This window comes from Pseudomonas sp. 210_17 TE3656 (genome assembly GCF_054821965.1).
Genome location: NZ_JBTRBC010000001.1, coordinates 2989094 through 3003441 on the forward strand (window position 1 = coordinate 2989094; position 14348 = coordinate 3003441).

The following is a 14348-nucleotide window of genomic DNA, read 5'->3' on the forward strand; positions in this document are numbered from 1 at the left end:
GACTTTTATCCCCGGCGTGCTTGCAAGGCTGGCCTCGGCGGGTTAGTTCGCTGCCTACTGAACCTGACTCCGGCACTTGCATAACTGCCGCTTGCAGCACCCGTGCTAAAAGGCATTTCCAGTATTTGCCAAGTGAAGCCACACCATGCCCGCTACCCGCGCAGCACCCACGGCACAGGGCTTTGGCCTGCTGTGCCTGGCCAGCTATCTGCTGTCGTTGTCCTACGGTTCGACGTTTTTGCTGTCGCTGTTGGTCAGCAGTCGTGGCGGTAACGAACAGGACGCCGGGCAGATCATTTCGCTGGCCATGCTCAGTACGGTAGTCGCCGTGCTGGGCAGTGGTCACCTGGCCGATCGCCTGGGTTCGGCGCGGGCCATCGCGCTCTGTGCACTGTGCTTGGTGACGGCGTGCCTGGGTTTTGCCCTGGTGCCTGGCACAGGCAGCGGGTTGATGGTGTGTGGCCTGATCCTCGGCCTTGGTTGGGGAGCGTTTTACACCCTGGGGCCAATCCTGGTCAGTGAGCGGGTCGATGCCCAGCGGCGCACGCACAGCTTTGCCCTGCTCTCGGGCAGCATGATGAGCGGGATCGGTTCCGGGCCGCTGGTCGGCAAGCTGGCCAGCGTTTTCGATCTGCCGGTACAGACTGCGTTCTACACCGCAGCCCTGGCCGCGCTGTGCGGCTTGCTGATTTTCAACCATCTGGCGCGACTGCCACGTCCGGCTTCGAGCCCGGTCAGCATCAGTCGCCGCGCCTGTAACGAGGTACTGGGTTCAAAGGCGCGCTGGCCGATTCTCATGGTCGGCCTGGGCGGTGCGATCTTCGGTGGCCTGGGCAGCTTCCAGACTTCCTATGCAGCGGGGCGTGGCCTGGACTACTCGTTGTTCTTCGTTGGCTTCATGAGCGCGGCGATCAGTTGCCGGTTGCTGATCGCCGGCTGGGTGGTCAAACGCGATGCCTATCGGGCGTCGTGCCTGCTGTCGGGCTTTATCGTCCTGGCGGTACTGGCCTTGGGCTGGGGCGTAGAGGGCAACCTGGGTTACTTGCTGGCAGCGGCTTTGCTGGGCGTCGGTTATGGCCTGAATTATTCAGTGATCAACGGCCTCGCTGCGAACCAGGCACCGCCCGGGCACACCCCACAGGCCTTGCTGTTGTTCAGCCTGGCGTACTTTCTCGGGGTGTTCGGCTTTCCCTGGCTGGCGGGCCACTTGATTGTCAGCAAGGGTACCGAGGCGATGATGGTCAGCTTGCTGGTTGTGGCTCTACTCAACTGGGCGATCAGCGTCGGCCGTCTGTACGGACGCCGACGCGCGCTGGCACTGTCGGTGCCAGGCTGAGCCATTACTGCCCGGGGGCGATAGCGAACATCAGCTTGTCGCCTTCGAGGTACACCACGGCTTCGTGGCCCAGAACATCCACCGGAACAGCCGAAATCGCTTCATGCTCGGGGACGATCTTTTCAAGTGTCTTGTTCTGTAGATCAACACGCCAGACACAGGCAAAGTCGCCGCTGTTGTCGAAGTACAGCACCGGCCGGGTTTCGTTCCACACCGGATTAACCAGGCTCCAGCCCTTATCATTCTTGTCCATCACCTGGTCGTAAGCGTTCGAGTCGTACTCGTAGGGGTAGTACAGCCGCAGGTGGTAGTTTTCGACGTTCAGGTCATTGGCGATCCGCGCCTTGGAAAAGCGTTTGCTCCCGGATTCAGCGGAAAACAGCTGCGTTGAAGGTTGTGGCTCGGCCTTGGAACCCAAGGTATAGGCCATGCTTTGCTCGGCTTCGCCCTTCACGCGATGACGGTAGTAGAACACCCCGTCGATGATGCCGGCAAAGCGCTCGCCCTGATCATTGGCGCCGATCTTGTTCCAGCCACTGAAACGAATGTCACGGACAATCGGATGAAGGCCTGGGCGGGCGTCGGAGTACTCATACAACGAGCCGAAGTAGCGGCGCTCATAGCTATTGCCAGGGCTGCGGATAGTCTGGTCCAGGTGCTCGCCAACAAAAATCACCACGTTGAGCACACCGTCCAGGGTTGCCACGTCAACCACCTGGGCATAGTCGACGCCCTTGACCTGCGGGAAGGTGGCCAAGGCAAAGCGTTGCCAGGCTGCATCCTCGATCTGCAGGTAGGGTTGCTGGTCCTGTGCAGGCTTTAGCGCAGGTGTCTCGGCTTGAGGGTTGGCCGGCACCGGTGTGAGCCGTGAAATCTGTTGATCGTAAGCCTCCTCAATGCACGGGACCGCCGCGCAGCGATTGCGTACCTCACGCAGCCATTGCCTTTCCAGCTCACGGAAAATCTTCAGGTGTTGCAGCGGACGATAGTGCTCATTGAGCAGATCATCCTTGGCCGACAGTGAGGGTGTGGTGCAGATGGCAGTTTCCACCAGCGTTCGGGCTTTACTGCAGTCGAAACTGGCGGCAAAGGCAGCAGGGCTGGTCAGACAAGCGACGATCAGGGCGGGCAGCAGGCGCGTAAAGGCTTTCATCAGACATCCATGTGCACAGAAGCGGGTGGGGGATGATAAGGCAGAGTCTACAGTCACGGCAAAATCGCGGCCTGACGAGCGTCACGGCTATCCACATTTTTATTGATCCTGGTTAATTTTTGTACAAAGCCCTTGCCTAGACTGTCGGCTCTCCACCCTTGAAGGGGAAATGGCATGACGATTATCGTGACCGGCGCCGCCGGGTTTATCGGTAGCAATCTGGTACAGGCCCTCAACCAGCGCGGCGAAACCGAGATCATCGCTGTTGACGATCTGACTGACGGCGACAAGTTTCGCAACCTGGCCGACAGCGAAATTGCTGACTACCTCGACAAGGACGACTTCCTTGAGCGCTTTGCCCGCGGCCAGTTCGGCAGAGTCCGCGCCGTGCTGCACCAGGGCGCCTGCTCCAGCACCGTCGAAGGCGACGGGCGCTTCATGATGGACAACAACTACCGCTTCAGCCGCGACCTGCTCGAAGCTGCCCAAGGGCTGCAAGTGCCGTTGCTGTATGCCTCGTCGGCGGCGGTGTATGGCGCCGGGCGGGACTTTCGCGAACAGCGCGAAAGTGAGCGGCCACTGAACGTTTACGGCTACTCCAAGTTTCTCTTCGACCAGCGTGTGCGCAGGCAATTGCCAGCCGCGCGTAGCCAGATCGTCGGCCTGCGTTACTTCAACGTCTACGGCCCGCATGAACAGCACAAAGGCGCGATGGCATCGGTGGCCTTGCACTGCTTCAACCAGTACCAGGCCCATGGCAAGGTCAGCCTGTTCGGCAGCTACGGTGATTACCCAAGTGGTGGGCACCTGCGTGATTTCGTCTCGGTGGAGGATGTGGTCAAGGTCAATCTGTTCTTCCTTGAACGCCCGCAGCTCAGCGGCATTTTCAATGTCGGCAGCGGTCGTGCCCAGCCGTTCAACGACGTTGCCCTGGCGGTGATCAACCGTCTGCGTGAACAGCAGGATCAGCCGCCGTTGTCACTGGAGATGGCCTTGCTTGAAGGCATTCTGGAGTACAGCGAATTTCCCGAGCATCTGCGTGGCAAGTACCAGTGCTATACCTGCGCCGATCTTGAGCGTTTGCGCGCTGTGGGCTACCAGGCGCCGACGCTGACGGTTGGGCAGGGTGTGGCGCGTTACTGTGACTGGTTGCTGGGGCTCGAAAGTCCGCCGCCGATGTAGGACCTCCACATCGCAAAATGCTGCAGCACTTCGCAGCGAGAGGGCGTCACGGCCTTTGTCATATTGCGCTGTCACTGGCTCTAGCGAATTAGCTCGTCTGGGTGTCGGTGGGTACAGTGTTGATGAATGTCGGCTGGTGGTTATAATAACTACCAATCGGCTGGTCAGGGACGACTATGAATAGCCGACAACTCATTGCTCAAATTGAAGCTGACGGCTGGTATCTGGTGAGAATCAGAGGCAGCCATCACCATTTCAAGCATCCGGTAAAGCCTGGCCTGGTGACGATCCCTCACCCGAAGAAGGATCTCCTGGCCAGGACGGCGAGCAGCATACTGAAACAAGCCCAGCTCTGATGTGTAGAGCTGAAGAGGATCTCAAGATGCTTTTTCCTATTGCGATTCTTCCCGGTGATGAGCAGCACGCTTGGGGAGTTGAGGTTCCAGACATTCCGGGCTGCTTCTCTGCGGGGGATGATCTTGACGATGCCATGGCAATGGCGCGCGAAGCCATCGAAGGTCACCTTGAGATGCTTGCCCAGGACGGGCAGATGATTCCCAAAGCCAGCAAGGTGACCACCCACGCGACCAATCCAGCGTTTGCAGGATGCACTTGGGCGGTGATTGATATCGATATCACCAAGTATCTGGGCAAGGCTGAAAAGCTGAACATCACGTTACCGGCTTATTTGCTCAGCCGTATCGATGCTTATGTGAAAAGCCATCCTGAGCAGAAGAGCCGATCAGGTTTTTTGGCAGAGGCTGCGTTGAAGGTTCTGCAGAGTTCCTGATCAGGTCTGAGCAGGAAAAGCTACAAACAAAAAAGGCCCACCTTTCGGTGAGCCTCTTTTTTACTGCGTATGGTGCCGGCACCAGGAATCGAACCCGGGACCTACTGATTACAAGTCAGTTGCTCTACCATCTGAGCTATACCGGCACAGGGGCGTCATTATAGCGATCAGTTTGCGTCTGTAAACTACTTCTGCAAGATTCCTCGCAATACCTGTTTTCAACAGACATCACGAGGCATTTTCTTACCAGCCGCGGTGCAATGTCGTGGCGTCGGGTTCGGCTTTGCTCGGGTCGAACAACATCGGCTTGTGATCGTGGCAGCCGCGCTTGTTGCAGTGCATGTAGGGCTGGGCCGGCAGGCCGTTGTCGCCCAGGACCTGCATCTTTGGCATGTCCCAGCCAGCGTCCGGCGTGTAGCTTGAGCTGCTGCAACCGGCCAGGGTCAGGATGAAGGTGAGCAAGGCAAGTGAGCTGAGTGTGTTCACGGTGAATTCCGTTTTCCGAAGGTTTCAGTCTTTGTTGAGAATGCGCTGGATAGTGCCGCCGCAGGCCTGGTAGCAGCTGTCGTAGTCATTGCCACAGCTAAAGCTTGAGCCACTGCTGTACGGGTAGCTGGGGTAGTAGCAGCTGTTACGTGCGTCTTTTTTGCTCTTGCCGGCCTGGCAGTATTGGTAGCTTCTGAGGTTGGCCTGGTACAGGGCCTGCTCGCTGTTCTCTTGCAGGCGGGCCATCTGTTTGCAGTGGTTGCGTTCGCTGGCGCAGCTGTTGATGCAGTTCATGCCCATCGCGCTGGGCGGGGGCGAGTATCTATAGGTGTAGCCGGGGCCGCAGCCGCCGAGCAGGGCGACAGCCAGGAGCAGCGCAACGCGCCACTTGAGTGAATTGCTCACGAGTTACCACGTCCTTGGTCATTGGAACGGATCTCATTGGACCAGCGTATTCGGTTGGTGCCGCCCGTGGGAGGGCAGACAGGATGTTTACAGCGGATTCCATTCTCTAAAAGAGGGGGACACGCTCGATGGTGCCGCCGCAGGCCTGGTAGCAACGGTCGTAGTCGATCTCACAAGTATATTTCTCGCTGTTTTGCGGGTATTGCGGGCTTCTGCAGTCTTTATAGACTTCCTTGTCGCTCCTGCCGACCTGACAGCGCTCGTAGCTCTGCACTTCGCTGTCATATATGACCTTGTCGTGCTTGTGCTGCTGTAGTCTCAAGTAGGTACAACTTTTAACTTCCCTGGTGCAGGTGTTGAGGCAGTTGACGTCCGTCAGCTTGGCTGGTGGCGTGTACTTATGGATGTAGATGGGGCCGCAGCCGCCAAGCAGGCTCGCAACCAGAAGCAGTGCAGCGCAACACTTGAATGAATTTCGCATGAGTCAGCCGTTCCTTGGTCATTCCTCGCTGAACTCCAGCAGGTCACCTGGCTGGCAGTTCAACGCTCGACAGAGTTTTTCCAGGGTTTCAATTTTGAAACCCTTGATCTTGCCGTTTTTCAGCAGCGACAGGTTCGCTTCCGTAATCCCGATAATTTCGGCCAGATCCTTGGATCGGATCTTGTTTTTGGCCATGACCACGTCGAGGCGGATGATTATCGGCATAGAGGGAAGCTAGACATAACAGTTGTGTTCATCGCTGATGGTTTTGGCGTCACGCATGAGGAGTGAAAAGGCACAGAGCAATATCCCTTTCATGATCTCGTAAACCGCCACGGATGATACACCGATCGATACGCTGAAGCTTCTTTCCCCGGCCGGCAGGTCGATGGCAAAGGCCAGGCCCTGGAGGGTGCCGATCAGCGGCCAGAGCATTGGTGTGCAGATGCACAGCAGGCCTACCCACCACAGCAACTTGATGTTCGACGCGGTCCAGGTTTGCCCTTTGGACAGACGCATGAAGAACAGCCCGGTGAAGAACAGCGCCAGCACCGAGAGGCTGCTGGGGATCAGCTCAAGGGCCAGTACCAGGCTCAGGGCCAGGGTCGAGGGTTGATGGTCGGGTGCCAGCAGCAGTGGCATCTGATCGCCATAGCTTTGCAGGTAGGCGCTTTGTACCTGGGCCTTGTCGAATACCCAGAGCAGCAAGTTGCCGCCAAATTCGGCGATGGCGGTTGTCCAGGTGAGGAGGGCGGCGAATGCGCCGATCACTCGAAGGCGCGAGCGCGCATAGGCCACTGTTTTACTGTTCATGAATTGCCTCCGTTCGGTGTTGAGCGGTGGGCATTATTTTCTAGAAATTATCGTAATACAATAATTAATTGTTGTATTTGTTGGTGTGCGGCGTTTTGACTCATCGCGGGGCAAGCCCGCTCCCACAGGGTAATTGGCCCCCTGTGGGAGCGGGCTTGCCCCGCGATGGGTAATATAATTTACGAACCTTTCTGCAGCCTTTAAGGGCTTTCACCTGAATACGTGCTCAAAGACGCGAAATTTAATTAGTCATTTTCTATCGATTTGACTTTAACGATGCTTTGAGCTAATTTGTTGTTCATTATGTTGAACACTAAAGCGTTTCTGCTCCCCACCTCTCGTCTGGCTTCCCGTGAAAATCACTGGACCGGCGGTCTCTAGCGCCTCCCCCGACAAATAGCCTTTTCTTTCTTTTTGTCTGTAGCCGTCGCCGTTTGTGCGCCGGGTTTGTGTCGCCCGTGGGAGGGCATCATGCGTTCCTGGATCTATCTGTTTATCGCTATCACCGCTGAGGTGATAGGCACCGCATCGATGAAATTCGCCGCCACTGAGCACCCGGTGCTTGGCCATGGCTTGATGTACGCGATGATCGGTCTGTCGTACTTCTTCCTGGCCCTGGCAGTAAAACGTGTACCGGTCGGCGTGGCTTACGCGCTGTGGGAAGGCATCGGTATCGTGCTGATCACTCTGATCAGCGTTACCTGGCTGGGTGAAAGCCTTGGCCTGCTCAAGGCTGCAGGCCTGGGTGTGATGATCGCCGGTATCCTGCTGATCAAGGCCGGTACCCGCCCGGCACCTGCCGAGCGCAACATGGGGGCCCTGCCATGCTAAGCATGAACTGGATTCCTTTTGCCTGGTTGGGCCTGGCTATCGTGCTGGAAGTTATCGCCAACCTGCTGCTCAAATACTCCGACGGCTTCCGCAAGCGTGGCCTGGGGATTCTGTCGATTCTCTGTGTGCTGGCAGCGTTTACCGCGCTGGCCCAGGCTGTTCGCGATATTGAACTGTCGCTGGCTTATGCCATCTGGGGCGGCTTCGGCATTCTCGCCACTGTGGCGATGGGTTGGGCACTGTTTGGCCAGCGTCTGGCCGGGCGTGGCTGGTTGGGCCTGGTGCTGTTGCTGGCCGGTATGAGCCTGCTGAAACTGGCCTGATTTGCCTGCTTAGAGCAAATCGCTAAAGCGCTTATGCACAACGCACGTGCCAGCCAGGCAGTACATGCGTCGGAGCGACGCAGGCCATTGGTCTTTGCGCAAATGGCTGTTTTTGCTGGCGATAAGCCGCTGGATAAAAAACCACCAATCACCGAAAGCGCTTGGATCCAAGGATTTTCAGGGTTTTTTCAAAAGGTTGCCCACAGACTTATCCACAGGCTGCACACAGTTGGCAGCGGCTACTGGCGTTCGGCCAGAAGCATCAGATTGCGCGGTGTCAGCGGTTGCTCGCAAAACACTCCCAGCTGCACCCGGTAGCCTTGCTCCTGCAAGTACAAGCCGCGGTCCAGCACCAACCACATCTCCAGCGGGCGCCGGAACAGATTGCGCAGCAGCTCCAGGTTGCGTACCTCGGCCAGGCGCTGCCAGCCCTTGGCCTGCAATGCCTCCCAGTCGGGGGCATGGTCAATCTGCAGGTCTTTGCGGGCAGCCAGATCCCGGCAGTAGTCGGCAAAGGGCTTGTGCAGCCAGCTGACCGGCAATGACGGAGTCGGCAAATACTCATCGTTGCCGCGCAGCTGGCGTTGCAGCAGATCGAATCCCAGGCGCCTGGCCATCGACTCGTCGCGCTGGCGTCGTACCCGCGCGCCAGCGGTAACGGTTTCACTCAGGGGCAACCCCAGATCATCAATGGACAGCTGCAGGCCTGAAGCAATGGCAGCAGTGGACATCGGCTGGTACTGCGCTGCCTGAATGCGGTTGTAGCAGCAAGGTGCGATGGCCAGCTGGCGGCAGCCCTGACGGCTGGCCAGTTGCATCAAGCGGACATGCAGATCACCGCAGGCATGCAGGGCCACCGCGGTATGTGCACTACTCAGGTGGCGATCGGCATCGTCGGCCAGCACGTCCTGCAACAGGTGCTGGCTGGGCAGGCCGTGATGCTGACTGAGCTGCTGGCCTGCTTCGACCAGTGCCGCGTCGTATTCCAGGCAGGTCAGATGTTGCCTGTCGGCCTGCAGCAGTCGTCGCCCGAGGTGGCCTTTGCCCGAGCACCAGTCGAGCCAGTGTTGCGGTTGGCGGGTAAAACCCAGATGGCTGGCAAACGCTTCGATCTGCTGCCACTTGCGCCCAGGCACGTCGACATTCAAACGATGGCCTGCCGAGGGCAGAGCGACTGTGGATAACTCACCGACCTCTGACAGCTGAGCGGCCAGGCTGGCCAACTGTGGAAAAGGCGCGGGGGCCTGCAATTGTTCGGGGTGATTGTGTGCTGCTTCCGCCTCGTTCAGCGAACGTTGCCGCAACCAGCTGGCCAGGGCCGGGTGCTCGGTCTCCCAGGGCAGGTGCAGCTGGGTGAAGGGGCGTGGTCGCCAAAGCGACTGGTGCTCGCGCAGGAAGCCGTCCAGGGCCTGGAAGCGGCTGAGCAACTGGTTATCTTCGAGCGGGCGGGCAGTGGTCATGGGCAGATACGAAAACGGGGCTGTGATCAGCCCCGTTATACAGGTTCAGCGACCCTGGCAGGCGTCGACGCGCAGCCAGCGTTCGAGTTGCTTGAACGCTTGCACCAGGAGGAACGAGATCAACAGATAGAACAGACCTGCGGCGAAGAAGATCTCCACCGGCAAATAGGTGCGGGCGATGATCGTCCGCGCCATACCGGTCAACTCCAGCAGTGTCACGGTACTCGCCAGGGCGCTGGCCTTGAGCATGAGGATCACTTCGTTGCTGTAGGCCGGCAGGCCGATCCGCGCTGCGCGCGGCAGCATGATGTAGAACATTGCTTTGGCCCTGGACATGCCCAGTGCCCGCGCCGCTTCGATTTCACCGCGTGGTATGGCCTGCAGCGCGCCACGCAGGATCTCGGCGATGTAGGCGGCGGTGTGCAGGGTCATGGTCAGCACGGTGCACCAGAACGGATCGCGCAAGTAGGGCCACAAGGCGCTGTTGCGCACGGCATCGAACTGCGCCAGGCCGTAGTACACCAGAAACAGCTGAACCAGTAACGGCGTGCCACGGAAGAAGAAGATGTAGCCGAAGGGCAGGGCGCGCACGTACCAGTGTCGGGAAGAGCGGGCGATACCCAGCGGAATGGCCAGGATCAGGCCGGCAATCACGGCGATGGCTACCAGTTCGAGGGTCAGTGTGGCGCCTTGGGCCAGGCGTGGCAGCCACTTGATGATGACTTCCCAGTTCATTGGTTAGGCCTCACGAAGCCGCGTGCGGCACGTTTTTCCATGAAGTGCATGCCGGTCATGGCAAGGATGGTCAGGCCCAGGTAGATAACCGCGGCGACCATATAGAAGGTGAAGGGCTGCTTGCTCACCGTCACGGCAATCTGCGAGTGACGCATGATCTCTTCCAGGCCGATCACCGATACCAGCGCGGTGTCCTTCATCAGAATCATGAACAGATTACCCAGGCCTGGGAGGGCGATGCGCCACATTTGCGGCAGGATAAGTTTGGAGAAAATCCGCCCTTTGGAAAGGCCCAGGGCCAGGCCTGCTTCACGGTGGCCCTTGGGGATGGCCAGGATCGCGCCACGGAAGACCTCCGTGGCATACGCGCCGAAGCACAGGCCCAGAGCGATGACGCCCGCAGCAAAGGCGTTGAGCTCAAGGCCGGGAATATTCAGGGCTTCGCCGAGCCGGTTCATCAGGCTGACGGTGCCAAAGTAAATCAACAACACCCAGAGCAGTTCGGGCACGCCGCGAACCAGCGTGGAGTAGAAGCCACCCAGCCATCGCAGGGGTTTGTACGGCGAAGTCTTGGCCAGGGCGCCAAGCAGCCCCAGTACCAGGCCCAGGCATAGGGCCGACAACGCGAGTTTGACGGTCATCAGCGTCCCGGCCACCAGGGCCGGACCGAATCCGTAGAGATCAATATTCATGGGCAGGTTTGTTCAAGGGACCGGCATCGCCCTCAGGGCGATGCCGGTCGGGGCGAATCAATAGATGCTGAACGGGAAGTACTTGTTGTTGATCTTCTCGTAGGTGCCGTCGGCAACGATTTCCTTCAGTGCGGCGTTCAGCTTGTTGCGCAGGTCATTGTCGCCTTTGCGCACAGCGATACCGACCTTGTCGCTTTCGTTCACCGGCTCGCCTTTGAACTCGTAGTTTTTGCCGGCTTCGGACTTGAGCCAGTCGTAGTTGGCGTACTTGTCAGCCAGCAGGGCGTCGACGCGGCCCGAGGTCAGGTCCAGGTAGGCGTTTTCCTGGGTGTCGTAAAGGCTGACTTTGAACTTGCCGTCCATGCCGCCGTGATCGTCGAGCCAGATAGCGGCCTGGGTGGCGCGCTGGGTACCAAGGGTCTTGCCGGCGAGCGACGCATCGTCAGTCTTGAAGTCGACGTTTTTCGGGGCGATGAACTGCTGCTTGTTCGAGTAGTACGGGTTGGTGAAGTCCACGGCCTGCTTGCGCTCGTCGGTAATCGACAGCGACGAGACGATGAAGTCGAACTTCTTGGCGTTCAGGGCCGGGATGATGCCGTCCCAGTCGGAGGTGACCACTTCGCACTCGACTTTCATCTTGGCGCACAGGGCGTCACCGATGTCTTTGTCGAAGCCGACGACCTGGCCGCTGGCATCCTTGTTGTTGAACGGCGGGTAAGCCGCCTCGATGCCCATCTTCAGTTTCTCGGCAGCCATTGCATTGGCCGAGAACACCAGCGTGGCGGCAGCGGCCAGGAGGAATTTCTTATAGGTCTGCATGCGTGTTGCTCCGTTAGCGGTTGCTGGACATGAATTGTTTACAACGCGCCGAGTTCGGGTTTTCAAAAACCTGCTGCGGCGTTCCCTGCTCTTCGACCAGCCCTTGGTGCAGGAAGACGACTTCACTGGACACCTGACGGGCGAAGCCCATTTCGTGCGTAACCAGTAGCATGGTACGGCCTTCTTCGGCGAGAGCGCGGATAACGTTGAGCACTTCCTGGACCATTTCCGGATCCAGGGCCGAGGTCGGCTCGTCGAACAGGATGACCTTGGGTTTCATTGCCAGGGTACGGGCAATGGCTGCGCGCTGCTGCTGGCCACCGGACAATTCGGCCGGGTAGCTGTGACGCTTGTTGTGGATCCCCACCTTGTTGAGCAGTGCCTCGGCATGCTCGATGGCTTCGACCTTGCTCTGGCCAAGCACGCGGCGTGGCGCCTCGATGATGTTGTCGAGGATGCTCATGTGCGGCCACAGGTTGAAATTCTGAAACACAAAGCCGATCTCGCTGCGCAGGCGATTGATCTGCTTGTTGTCGGCAGCCACCAGTTCGCCGTTCTTCGCGGCCTTGAGCCGGAGTTCTTCACCTGCCACCAGGATCTGGCCCTGATGCGGGTTCTCCAGCAGGTTGATGCAGCGCAGCAGAGTGGACTTGCCGGAGCCGGAGGATCCCAGGATCGAGATCACGTCGCCATCGCGTGCGGTCAGCGAGATGCCTTTGAGGATCTCCTGATCGCCGTAGCGTTTGTGCAGGTTGCGGATTTCCAGCGCGGGCGTGGCCTCAGCCATGTGCGGTCCTCATGTGTTCTGGTGCGCTCCTGCTGTTGGCGGCCTTCTTGGCGAGCGCCAAGCTAGCATAGCGGCCGAATGACAGCCAACAAGGTCGGGAGGGGCAAGCAGTTGCCAGGTGGGCGAGTGTCGCATCGCTGCAGCGGACTGTCGCGCGGATGACCACTTGCCCTCGTTTCCAGGGCCGGAGCCTTGATGAAAAAAGGCGCGATGGTGCCATTTTTGGCCAGTGCTGGGAAGTCGTTTCTGACCTTGGGTACAGCTTCGGGCCGTGAATGGCGGCTTTGGTTGTACCTGAGGGTTGCGCCTTTTTGTTTCTTCGATGTGCGTGAGGTGTTACCGCTGGATGATTTTGGTGCACCTGGGGCATTTGTAAGTGGGTATTTCAGTAATCGTGGTTTTCCGAGGGTTTTTGAGGGTCTTTCGGTCAGCTTCTGGCAGAAAGGCCTGTAAGCCTTGTTTGACGGGGGTGTGAGATATTTCGAACGAACGGTCATCGTGCTGGCGCGGATATTGCCTTATGGATCGGCAACAGGATGTAGCAATCTTTTTATCCAAGGCGCGCCTCAGGTCGCAGGATCAGAACGCAATTCTTGCAAAGGTAGTTTTATGAGCGGTACGCACAATTCCAATGACCTCGCTCAGGGGCTCAAACAACGGCATGTCACCATGCTGTCCATTGCTGGTGTTATCGGTGCCGGCCTGTTCGTAGGCTCTGGCCACGCCATCGCCGCCGCCGGTCCGGCCGTTCTGCTGGCCTATGCCGCCGCCGGTACCCTGGTGGTGCTGGTGATGCGCATGCTCGGGGAGATGGCGGTCGCCTCGCCGGATACCGGGTCCTTCTCTACTTATGCCGACAAGGCCATCGGCCACTGGGCCGGTTTTACCATTGGCTGGCTGTACTGGTGGTTCTGGGTACTGGTGATTCCGCTGGAAGCCAACGCCGCAGCGGCCATCCTGCATGCCTGGTTCCCTGATGTCGGCATCTGGGTCTTTAGTCTGGTCATTACCCTGCTGCTGACCGCGACCAACCTGTTCAGCGTGAAGAACTACGGCGAGTTCGAGTTCTGGTTTGCCCTGCTCAAGGTTATCGCCATCATCGGCTTCATTATTCTTGGCACGGCGGCCGTGTTCGGTTTCCTGCCTAACAGCCAGGTCAGCGGCGTCAGCCACCTGTTCGACACCCAGGGCTTCATGCCTAACGGTCTGGGCGCAGTGCTGGCAGCCATGCTGACCACCATGTTCTCGTTCATGGGTACCGAAATTGTTACGATCGCGGCAGCCGAATCCAAGGATCCGGGCAAGCAGATCTCCAAGGCAACCAATTCGGTGATCTGGCGGATCTTCCTGTTCTACCTCGTGTCGATCTTCCTGGTGGTGGCGCTGGTGCCATGGAACAGCAGTGAGCTGGCAGAAGTCGGTTCCTACCAGACCGTGCTGAACCTGATGGGCATCCCTAACGCCAAGCTGATCGTCGACATCGTTGTGTTGATCGCGGTAACCAGCTGCCTGAACTCGGCGCTGTACACCTCCTCGCGCATGCTCTTCTCCCTGAGCAAGCGTGGTGATGCACCGGCCGTGGCCCAGCGCACCACCTCCAGCGGTACCCCGTATGTTGCGGTGGTGCTGTCGACCGCAGCGGCGTTCCTGACTGTGGCTGCCAACTACGTGGCACCTGCCGCGGTGTTCGAGTTCCTGCTGGCAAGCTCCGGCGCCATTGCCTTGCTGGTGTATCTGGTGATTGCCATCTCGCAGTTGCGCATGCGCCGTCAGCGCATGGCGCGTGGCGAGAAGATCGCGTTCAAGATGTGGCTGTTCCCGGGCCTGACCTGGGCGACCATCTTCTTCATCGTCGCCATTCTCACCGTGATGCTGGTGCGTCCGGATCACCGTATCGAAATCATCGCGACCGGCTTGCTGTCGATTGCCGTGGTTGCGGCCGGCCTGCTGGTGGCGCGCAAGCGCAAGGCCGAGGCGGCTGGGCGTGCGGTGCTGAACAACTGATTCAGGGCTGTTGAAATGAAAAGGCCGCGATCCTCACAGATCGCGGCCTTT

Annotated in this window: 19 protein-coding genes and 1 tRNA gene; 8 read left to right on the forward strand and 12 right to left on the reverse strand. The window is 58.8% G+C overall.

All coding sequences use genetic code 11. From position 1 onward, the window contains the following. Window positions 1-145: 145 nt before the first annotated feature. A complete protein-coding gene (locus ACVI9W_RS13960; protein ID WP_461530312.1) occupies window positions 146-1336 on the forward strand; it encodes an MFS transporter in 1191 nt (396 codons plus the stop codon). A 4-nt stretch (window positions 1337-1340) separates the two neighbouring features. Here the strand turns inward: ACVI9W_RS13960 and ACVI9W_RS13965 are convergent, their stop codons facing one another. Continuing rightward, window positions 1341-2489 carry a lysozyme inhibitor LprI family protein gene (locus tag ACVI9W_RS13965; RefSeq protein WP_461530313.1) on the reverse strand — a complete coding sequence of 383 codons (1149 nt, stop codon included), beginning with the start codon at window positions 2487-2489 and terminating at the stop codon, window positions 1341-1343. A 174-nt stretch (window positions 2490-2663) separates the two neighbouring features. Between ACVI9W_RS13965 and rfaD the strand changes: the two genes are divergently transcribed. The 3 genes from rfaD to ACVI9W_RS13980 all read left to right on the forward strand — a co-directional run bounded on the left by rfaD (window position 2664) and on the right by ACVI9W_RS13980 (window position 4461). Next, window positions 2664-3671, forward strand: coding sequence for an ADP-glyceromanno-heptose 6-epimerase (rfaD, locus tag ACVI9W_RS13970; RefSeq protein ID WP_461530314.1), 1008 nt, complete (start codon window positions 2664-2666; stop codon window positions 3669-3671). Between the two features lie 176 nt (window positions 3672-3847). Further along, window positions 3848-4027, forward strand: coding sequence for a type II toxin-antitoxin system HicA family toxin (locus ACVI9W_RS13975; protein WP_157190834.1), 180 nt, complete (start codon window positions 3848-3850; stop codon window positions 4025-4027). Between the two features lie 26 nt (window positions 4028-4053). Then, complete coding sequence (locus ACVI9W_RS13980) at window positions 4054-4461, forward strand: type II toxin-antitoxin system HicB family antitoxin (RefSeq protein WP_461530315.1); 408 nt, start codon at window positions 4054-4056, stop codon at window positions 4459-4461. Window positions 4462-4531: 70 nt separating this feature from the next. Here ACVI9W_RS13980 and ACVI9W_RS13985 read toward each other — a convergent pair. From ACVI9W_RS13985 to ACVI9W_RS14010, 6 genes are all read right to left on the reverse strand, one after another. After that, window positions 4532-4607 (reverse strand) — tRNA-Thr (locus ACVI9W_RS13985). A 97-nt stretch (window positions 4608-4704) separates the two neighbouring features. Next, on the reverse strand, window positions 4705-4947 hold the full coding sequence (locus tag ACVI9W_RS13990; protein ID WP_157190836.1) for a hypothetical protein: 243 nt from the start codon (window positions 4945-4947) through the stop codon (window positions 4705-4707). A gap of 24 nt (window positions 4948-4971) precedes the next feature. Then, window positions 4972-5352, reverse strand: a complete 381-nt coding sequence (locus tag ACVI9W_RS13995) for a hypothetical protein (RefSeq protein ID WP_461530316.1) — start codon at window positions 5350-5352, stop codon at window positions 4972-4974. 106 nt (window positions 5353-5458) lie between these two features. Next, window positions 5459-5833, reverse strand: coding sequence for a hypothetical protein (locus ACVI9W_RS14000; protein ID WP_461530317.1), 375 nt, complete (start codon window positions 5831-5833; stop codon window positions 5459-5461). Between the two features lie 18 nt (window positions 5834-5851). After that, on the reverse strand, window positions 5852-6058 hold the full coding sequence (locus ACVI9W_RS14005; protein ID WP_038605723.1) for a helix-turn-helix domain-containing protein: 207 nt from the start codon (window positions 6056-6058) through the stop codon (window positions 5852-5854). Window positions 6059-6067: 9 nt separating this feature from the next. Then, a complete protein-coding gene (locus ACVI9W_RS14010; RefSeq protein ID WP_191831274.1) occupies window positions 6068-6646 on the reverse strand; it encodes a hypothetical protein in 579 nt (192 codons plus the stop codon). Between the two features lie 471 nt (window positions 6647-7117). Here ACVI9W_RS14010 and ACVI9W_RS14015 point away from each other — a divergent pair, with 471 nt between their 5' ends. Together ACVI9W_RS14015 and mdtI are read left to right on the forward strand one after the other, a co-directional pair. After that, on the forward strand, window positions 7118-7477 hold the full coding sequence (locus ACVI9W_RS14015) for an SMR family transporter (protein WP_461530318.1): 360 nt from the start codon (window positions 7118-7120) through the stop codon (window positions 7475-7477). Next, window positions 7471-7800 (forward strand): multidrug/spermidine efflux SMR transporter subunit MdtI, encoded by a 330-nt coding sequence (gene mdtI, locus ACVI9W_RS14020; RefSeq protein WP_191831276.1) that lies wholly within the window; start codon window positions 7471-7473, stop codon window positions 7798-7800. The genes ACVI9W_RS14015 and mdtI overlap by 7 nt, the downstream gene beginning before the upstream one ends. Window positions 7801-8039: 239 nt before the next feature. On the opposite strand, the gene ACVI9W_RS14025 is transcribed toward mdtI, so the two are convergent. From ACVI9W_RS14025 to ACVI9W_RS14045, 5 genes are read right to left on the reverse strand one after another with little or no spacing between them, the layout of a single operon-like run. Beyond that, entirely contained in the window at window positions 8040-9260 is a 1221-nt protein-coding gene (locus tag ACVI9W_RS14025; protein WP_461530319.1) for a methyltransferase, read from the reverse strand. Window positions 9261-9305: 45 nt separating this feature from the next. Continuing rightward, entirely contained in the window at window positions 9306-9995 is a 690-nt protein-coding gene (locus ACVI9W_RS14030; protein ID WP_038605735.1) for an ABC transporter permease, read from the reverse strand. After that, window positions 9992-10687 carry an ABC transporter permease gene (locus ACVI9W_RS14035; RefSeq protein WP_038605738.1) on the reverse strand — a complete coding sequence of 232 codons (696 nt, stop codon included), beginning with the start codon at window positions 10685-10687 and terminating at the stop codon, window positions 9992-9994. Before ACVI9W_RS14035 ends, ACVI9W_RS14030 begins: the two co-directional genes overlap by 4 nt. A gap of 57 nt (window positions 10688-10744) precedes the next feature. After that, on the reverse strand, window positions 10745-11506 hold the full coding sequence (locus ACVI9W_RS14040; protein ID WP_461530320.1) for an ABC transporter substrate-binding protein: 762 nt from the start codon (window positions 11504-11506) through the stop codon (window positions 10745-10747). Window positions 11507-11519: 13 nt separating this feature from the next. After that, entirely contained in the window at window positions 11520-12293 is a 774-nt protein-coding gene (locus tag ACVI9W_RS14045; RefSeq protein ID WP_157190844.1) for an ABC transporter ATP-binding protein, read from the reverse strand. A gap of 195 nt (window positions 12294-12488) precedes the next feature. Between ACVI9W_RS14045 and ACVI9W_RS14050 the strand changes: the two genes are divergently transcribed. Further along, complete coding sequence (locus ACVI9W_RS14050) at window positions 12489-12746, forward strand: hypothetical protein (protein WP_461530321.1); 258 nt, start codon at window positions 12489-12491, stop codon at window positions 12744-12746. Window positions 12747-12902: 156 nt separating this feature from the next. Beyond that, window positions 12903-14297, forward strand: coding sequence for a GABA permease (gene gabP / locus ACVI9W_RS14055; protein WP_157190845.1), 1395 nt, complete (start codon window positions 12903-12905; stop codon window positions 14295-14297). Window positions 14298-14348 lie beyond the last annotated feature (51 nt).

Bases quoted from the DNA above. Each gene is read 5' to 3' on its own strand.
- ACVI9W_RS14010 (WP_191831274.1), bottom strand. From the start codon at position 6,646: ATGAACAGTAAAACAGTGGCCTATGCGCGCTCGCGCCTTCGAGTGATC.
- ACVI9W_RS14015 (WP_461530318.1), top strand. From the start codon at position 7,118: ATGCGTTCCTGGATCTATCTGTTTATCGCTATCACCGCTGAGGTGATA.
- ACVI9W_RS13965 (WP_461530313.1), bottom strand. From the start codon at position 2,489: ATGAAAGCCTTTACGCGCCTGCTGCCCGCCCTGATCGTCGCTTGTCTG.
- ACVI9W_RS14050 (WP_461530321.1), top strand. From the start codon at position 12,489: ATGAAAAAAGGCGCGATGGTGCCATTTTTGGCCAGTGCTGGGAAGTCG.
- ACVI9W_RS14035 (WP_038605738.1), bottom strand. From the start codon at position 10,687: ATGAATATTGATCTCTACGGATTCGGTCCGGCCCTGGTGGCCGGGACG.
- ACVI9W_RS14000 (WP_461530317.1), bottom strand. From the start codon at position 5,833: ATGCGAAATTCATTCAAGTGTTGCGCTGCACTGCTTCTGGTTGCGAGC.
- ACVI9W_RS13980 (WP_461530315.1), top strand. From the start codon at position 4,054: ATGCTTTTTCCTATTGCGATTCTTCCCGGTGATGAGCAGCACGCTTGG.
- ACVI9W_RS14025 (WP_461530319.1), bottom strand. From the start codon at position 9,260: ATGACCACTGCCCGCCCGCTCGAAGATAACCAGTTGCTCAGCCGCTTC.
- gabP (WP_157190845.1), top strand. From the start codon at position 12,903: ATGAGCGGTACGCACAATTCCAATGACCTCGCTCAGGGGCTCAAACAA.
- ACVI9W_RS13975 (WP_157190834.1), top strand. From the start codon at position 3,848: ATGAATAGCCGACAACTCATTGCTCAAATTGAAGCTGACGGCTGGTAT.
- ACVI9W_RS14030 (WP_038605735.1), bottom strand. From the start codon at position 9,995: ATGAACTGGGAAGTCATCATCAAGTGGCTGCCACGCCTGGCCCAAGGC.
- mdtI (WP_191831276.1), top strand. From the start codon at position 7,471: ATGCTAAGCATGAACTGGATTCCTTTTGCCTGGTTGGGCCTGGCTATC.
- rfaD (WP_461530314.1), top strand. From the start codon at position 2,664: ATGACGATTATCGTGACCGGCGCCGCCGGGTTTATCGGTAGCAATCTG.
- ACVI9W_RS14040 (WP_461530320.1), bottom strand. From the start codon at position 11,506: ATGCAGACCTATAAGAAATTCCTCCTGGCCGCTGCCGCCACGCTGGTG.
- ACVI9W_RS14005 (WP_038605723.1), bottom strand. From the start codon at position 6,058: ATGCCGATAATCATCCGCCTCGACGTGGTCATGGCCAAAAACAAGATC.
- ACVI9W_RS14045 (WP_157190844.1), bottom strand. From the start codon at position 12,293: ATGGCTGAGGCCACGCCCGCGCTGGAAATCCGCAACCTGCACAAACGC.
- ACVI9W_RS13960 (WP_461530312.1), top strand. From the start codon at position 146: ATGCCCGCTACCCGCGCAGCACCCACGGCACAGGGCTTTGGCCTGCTG.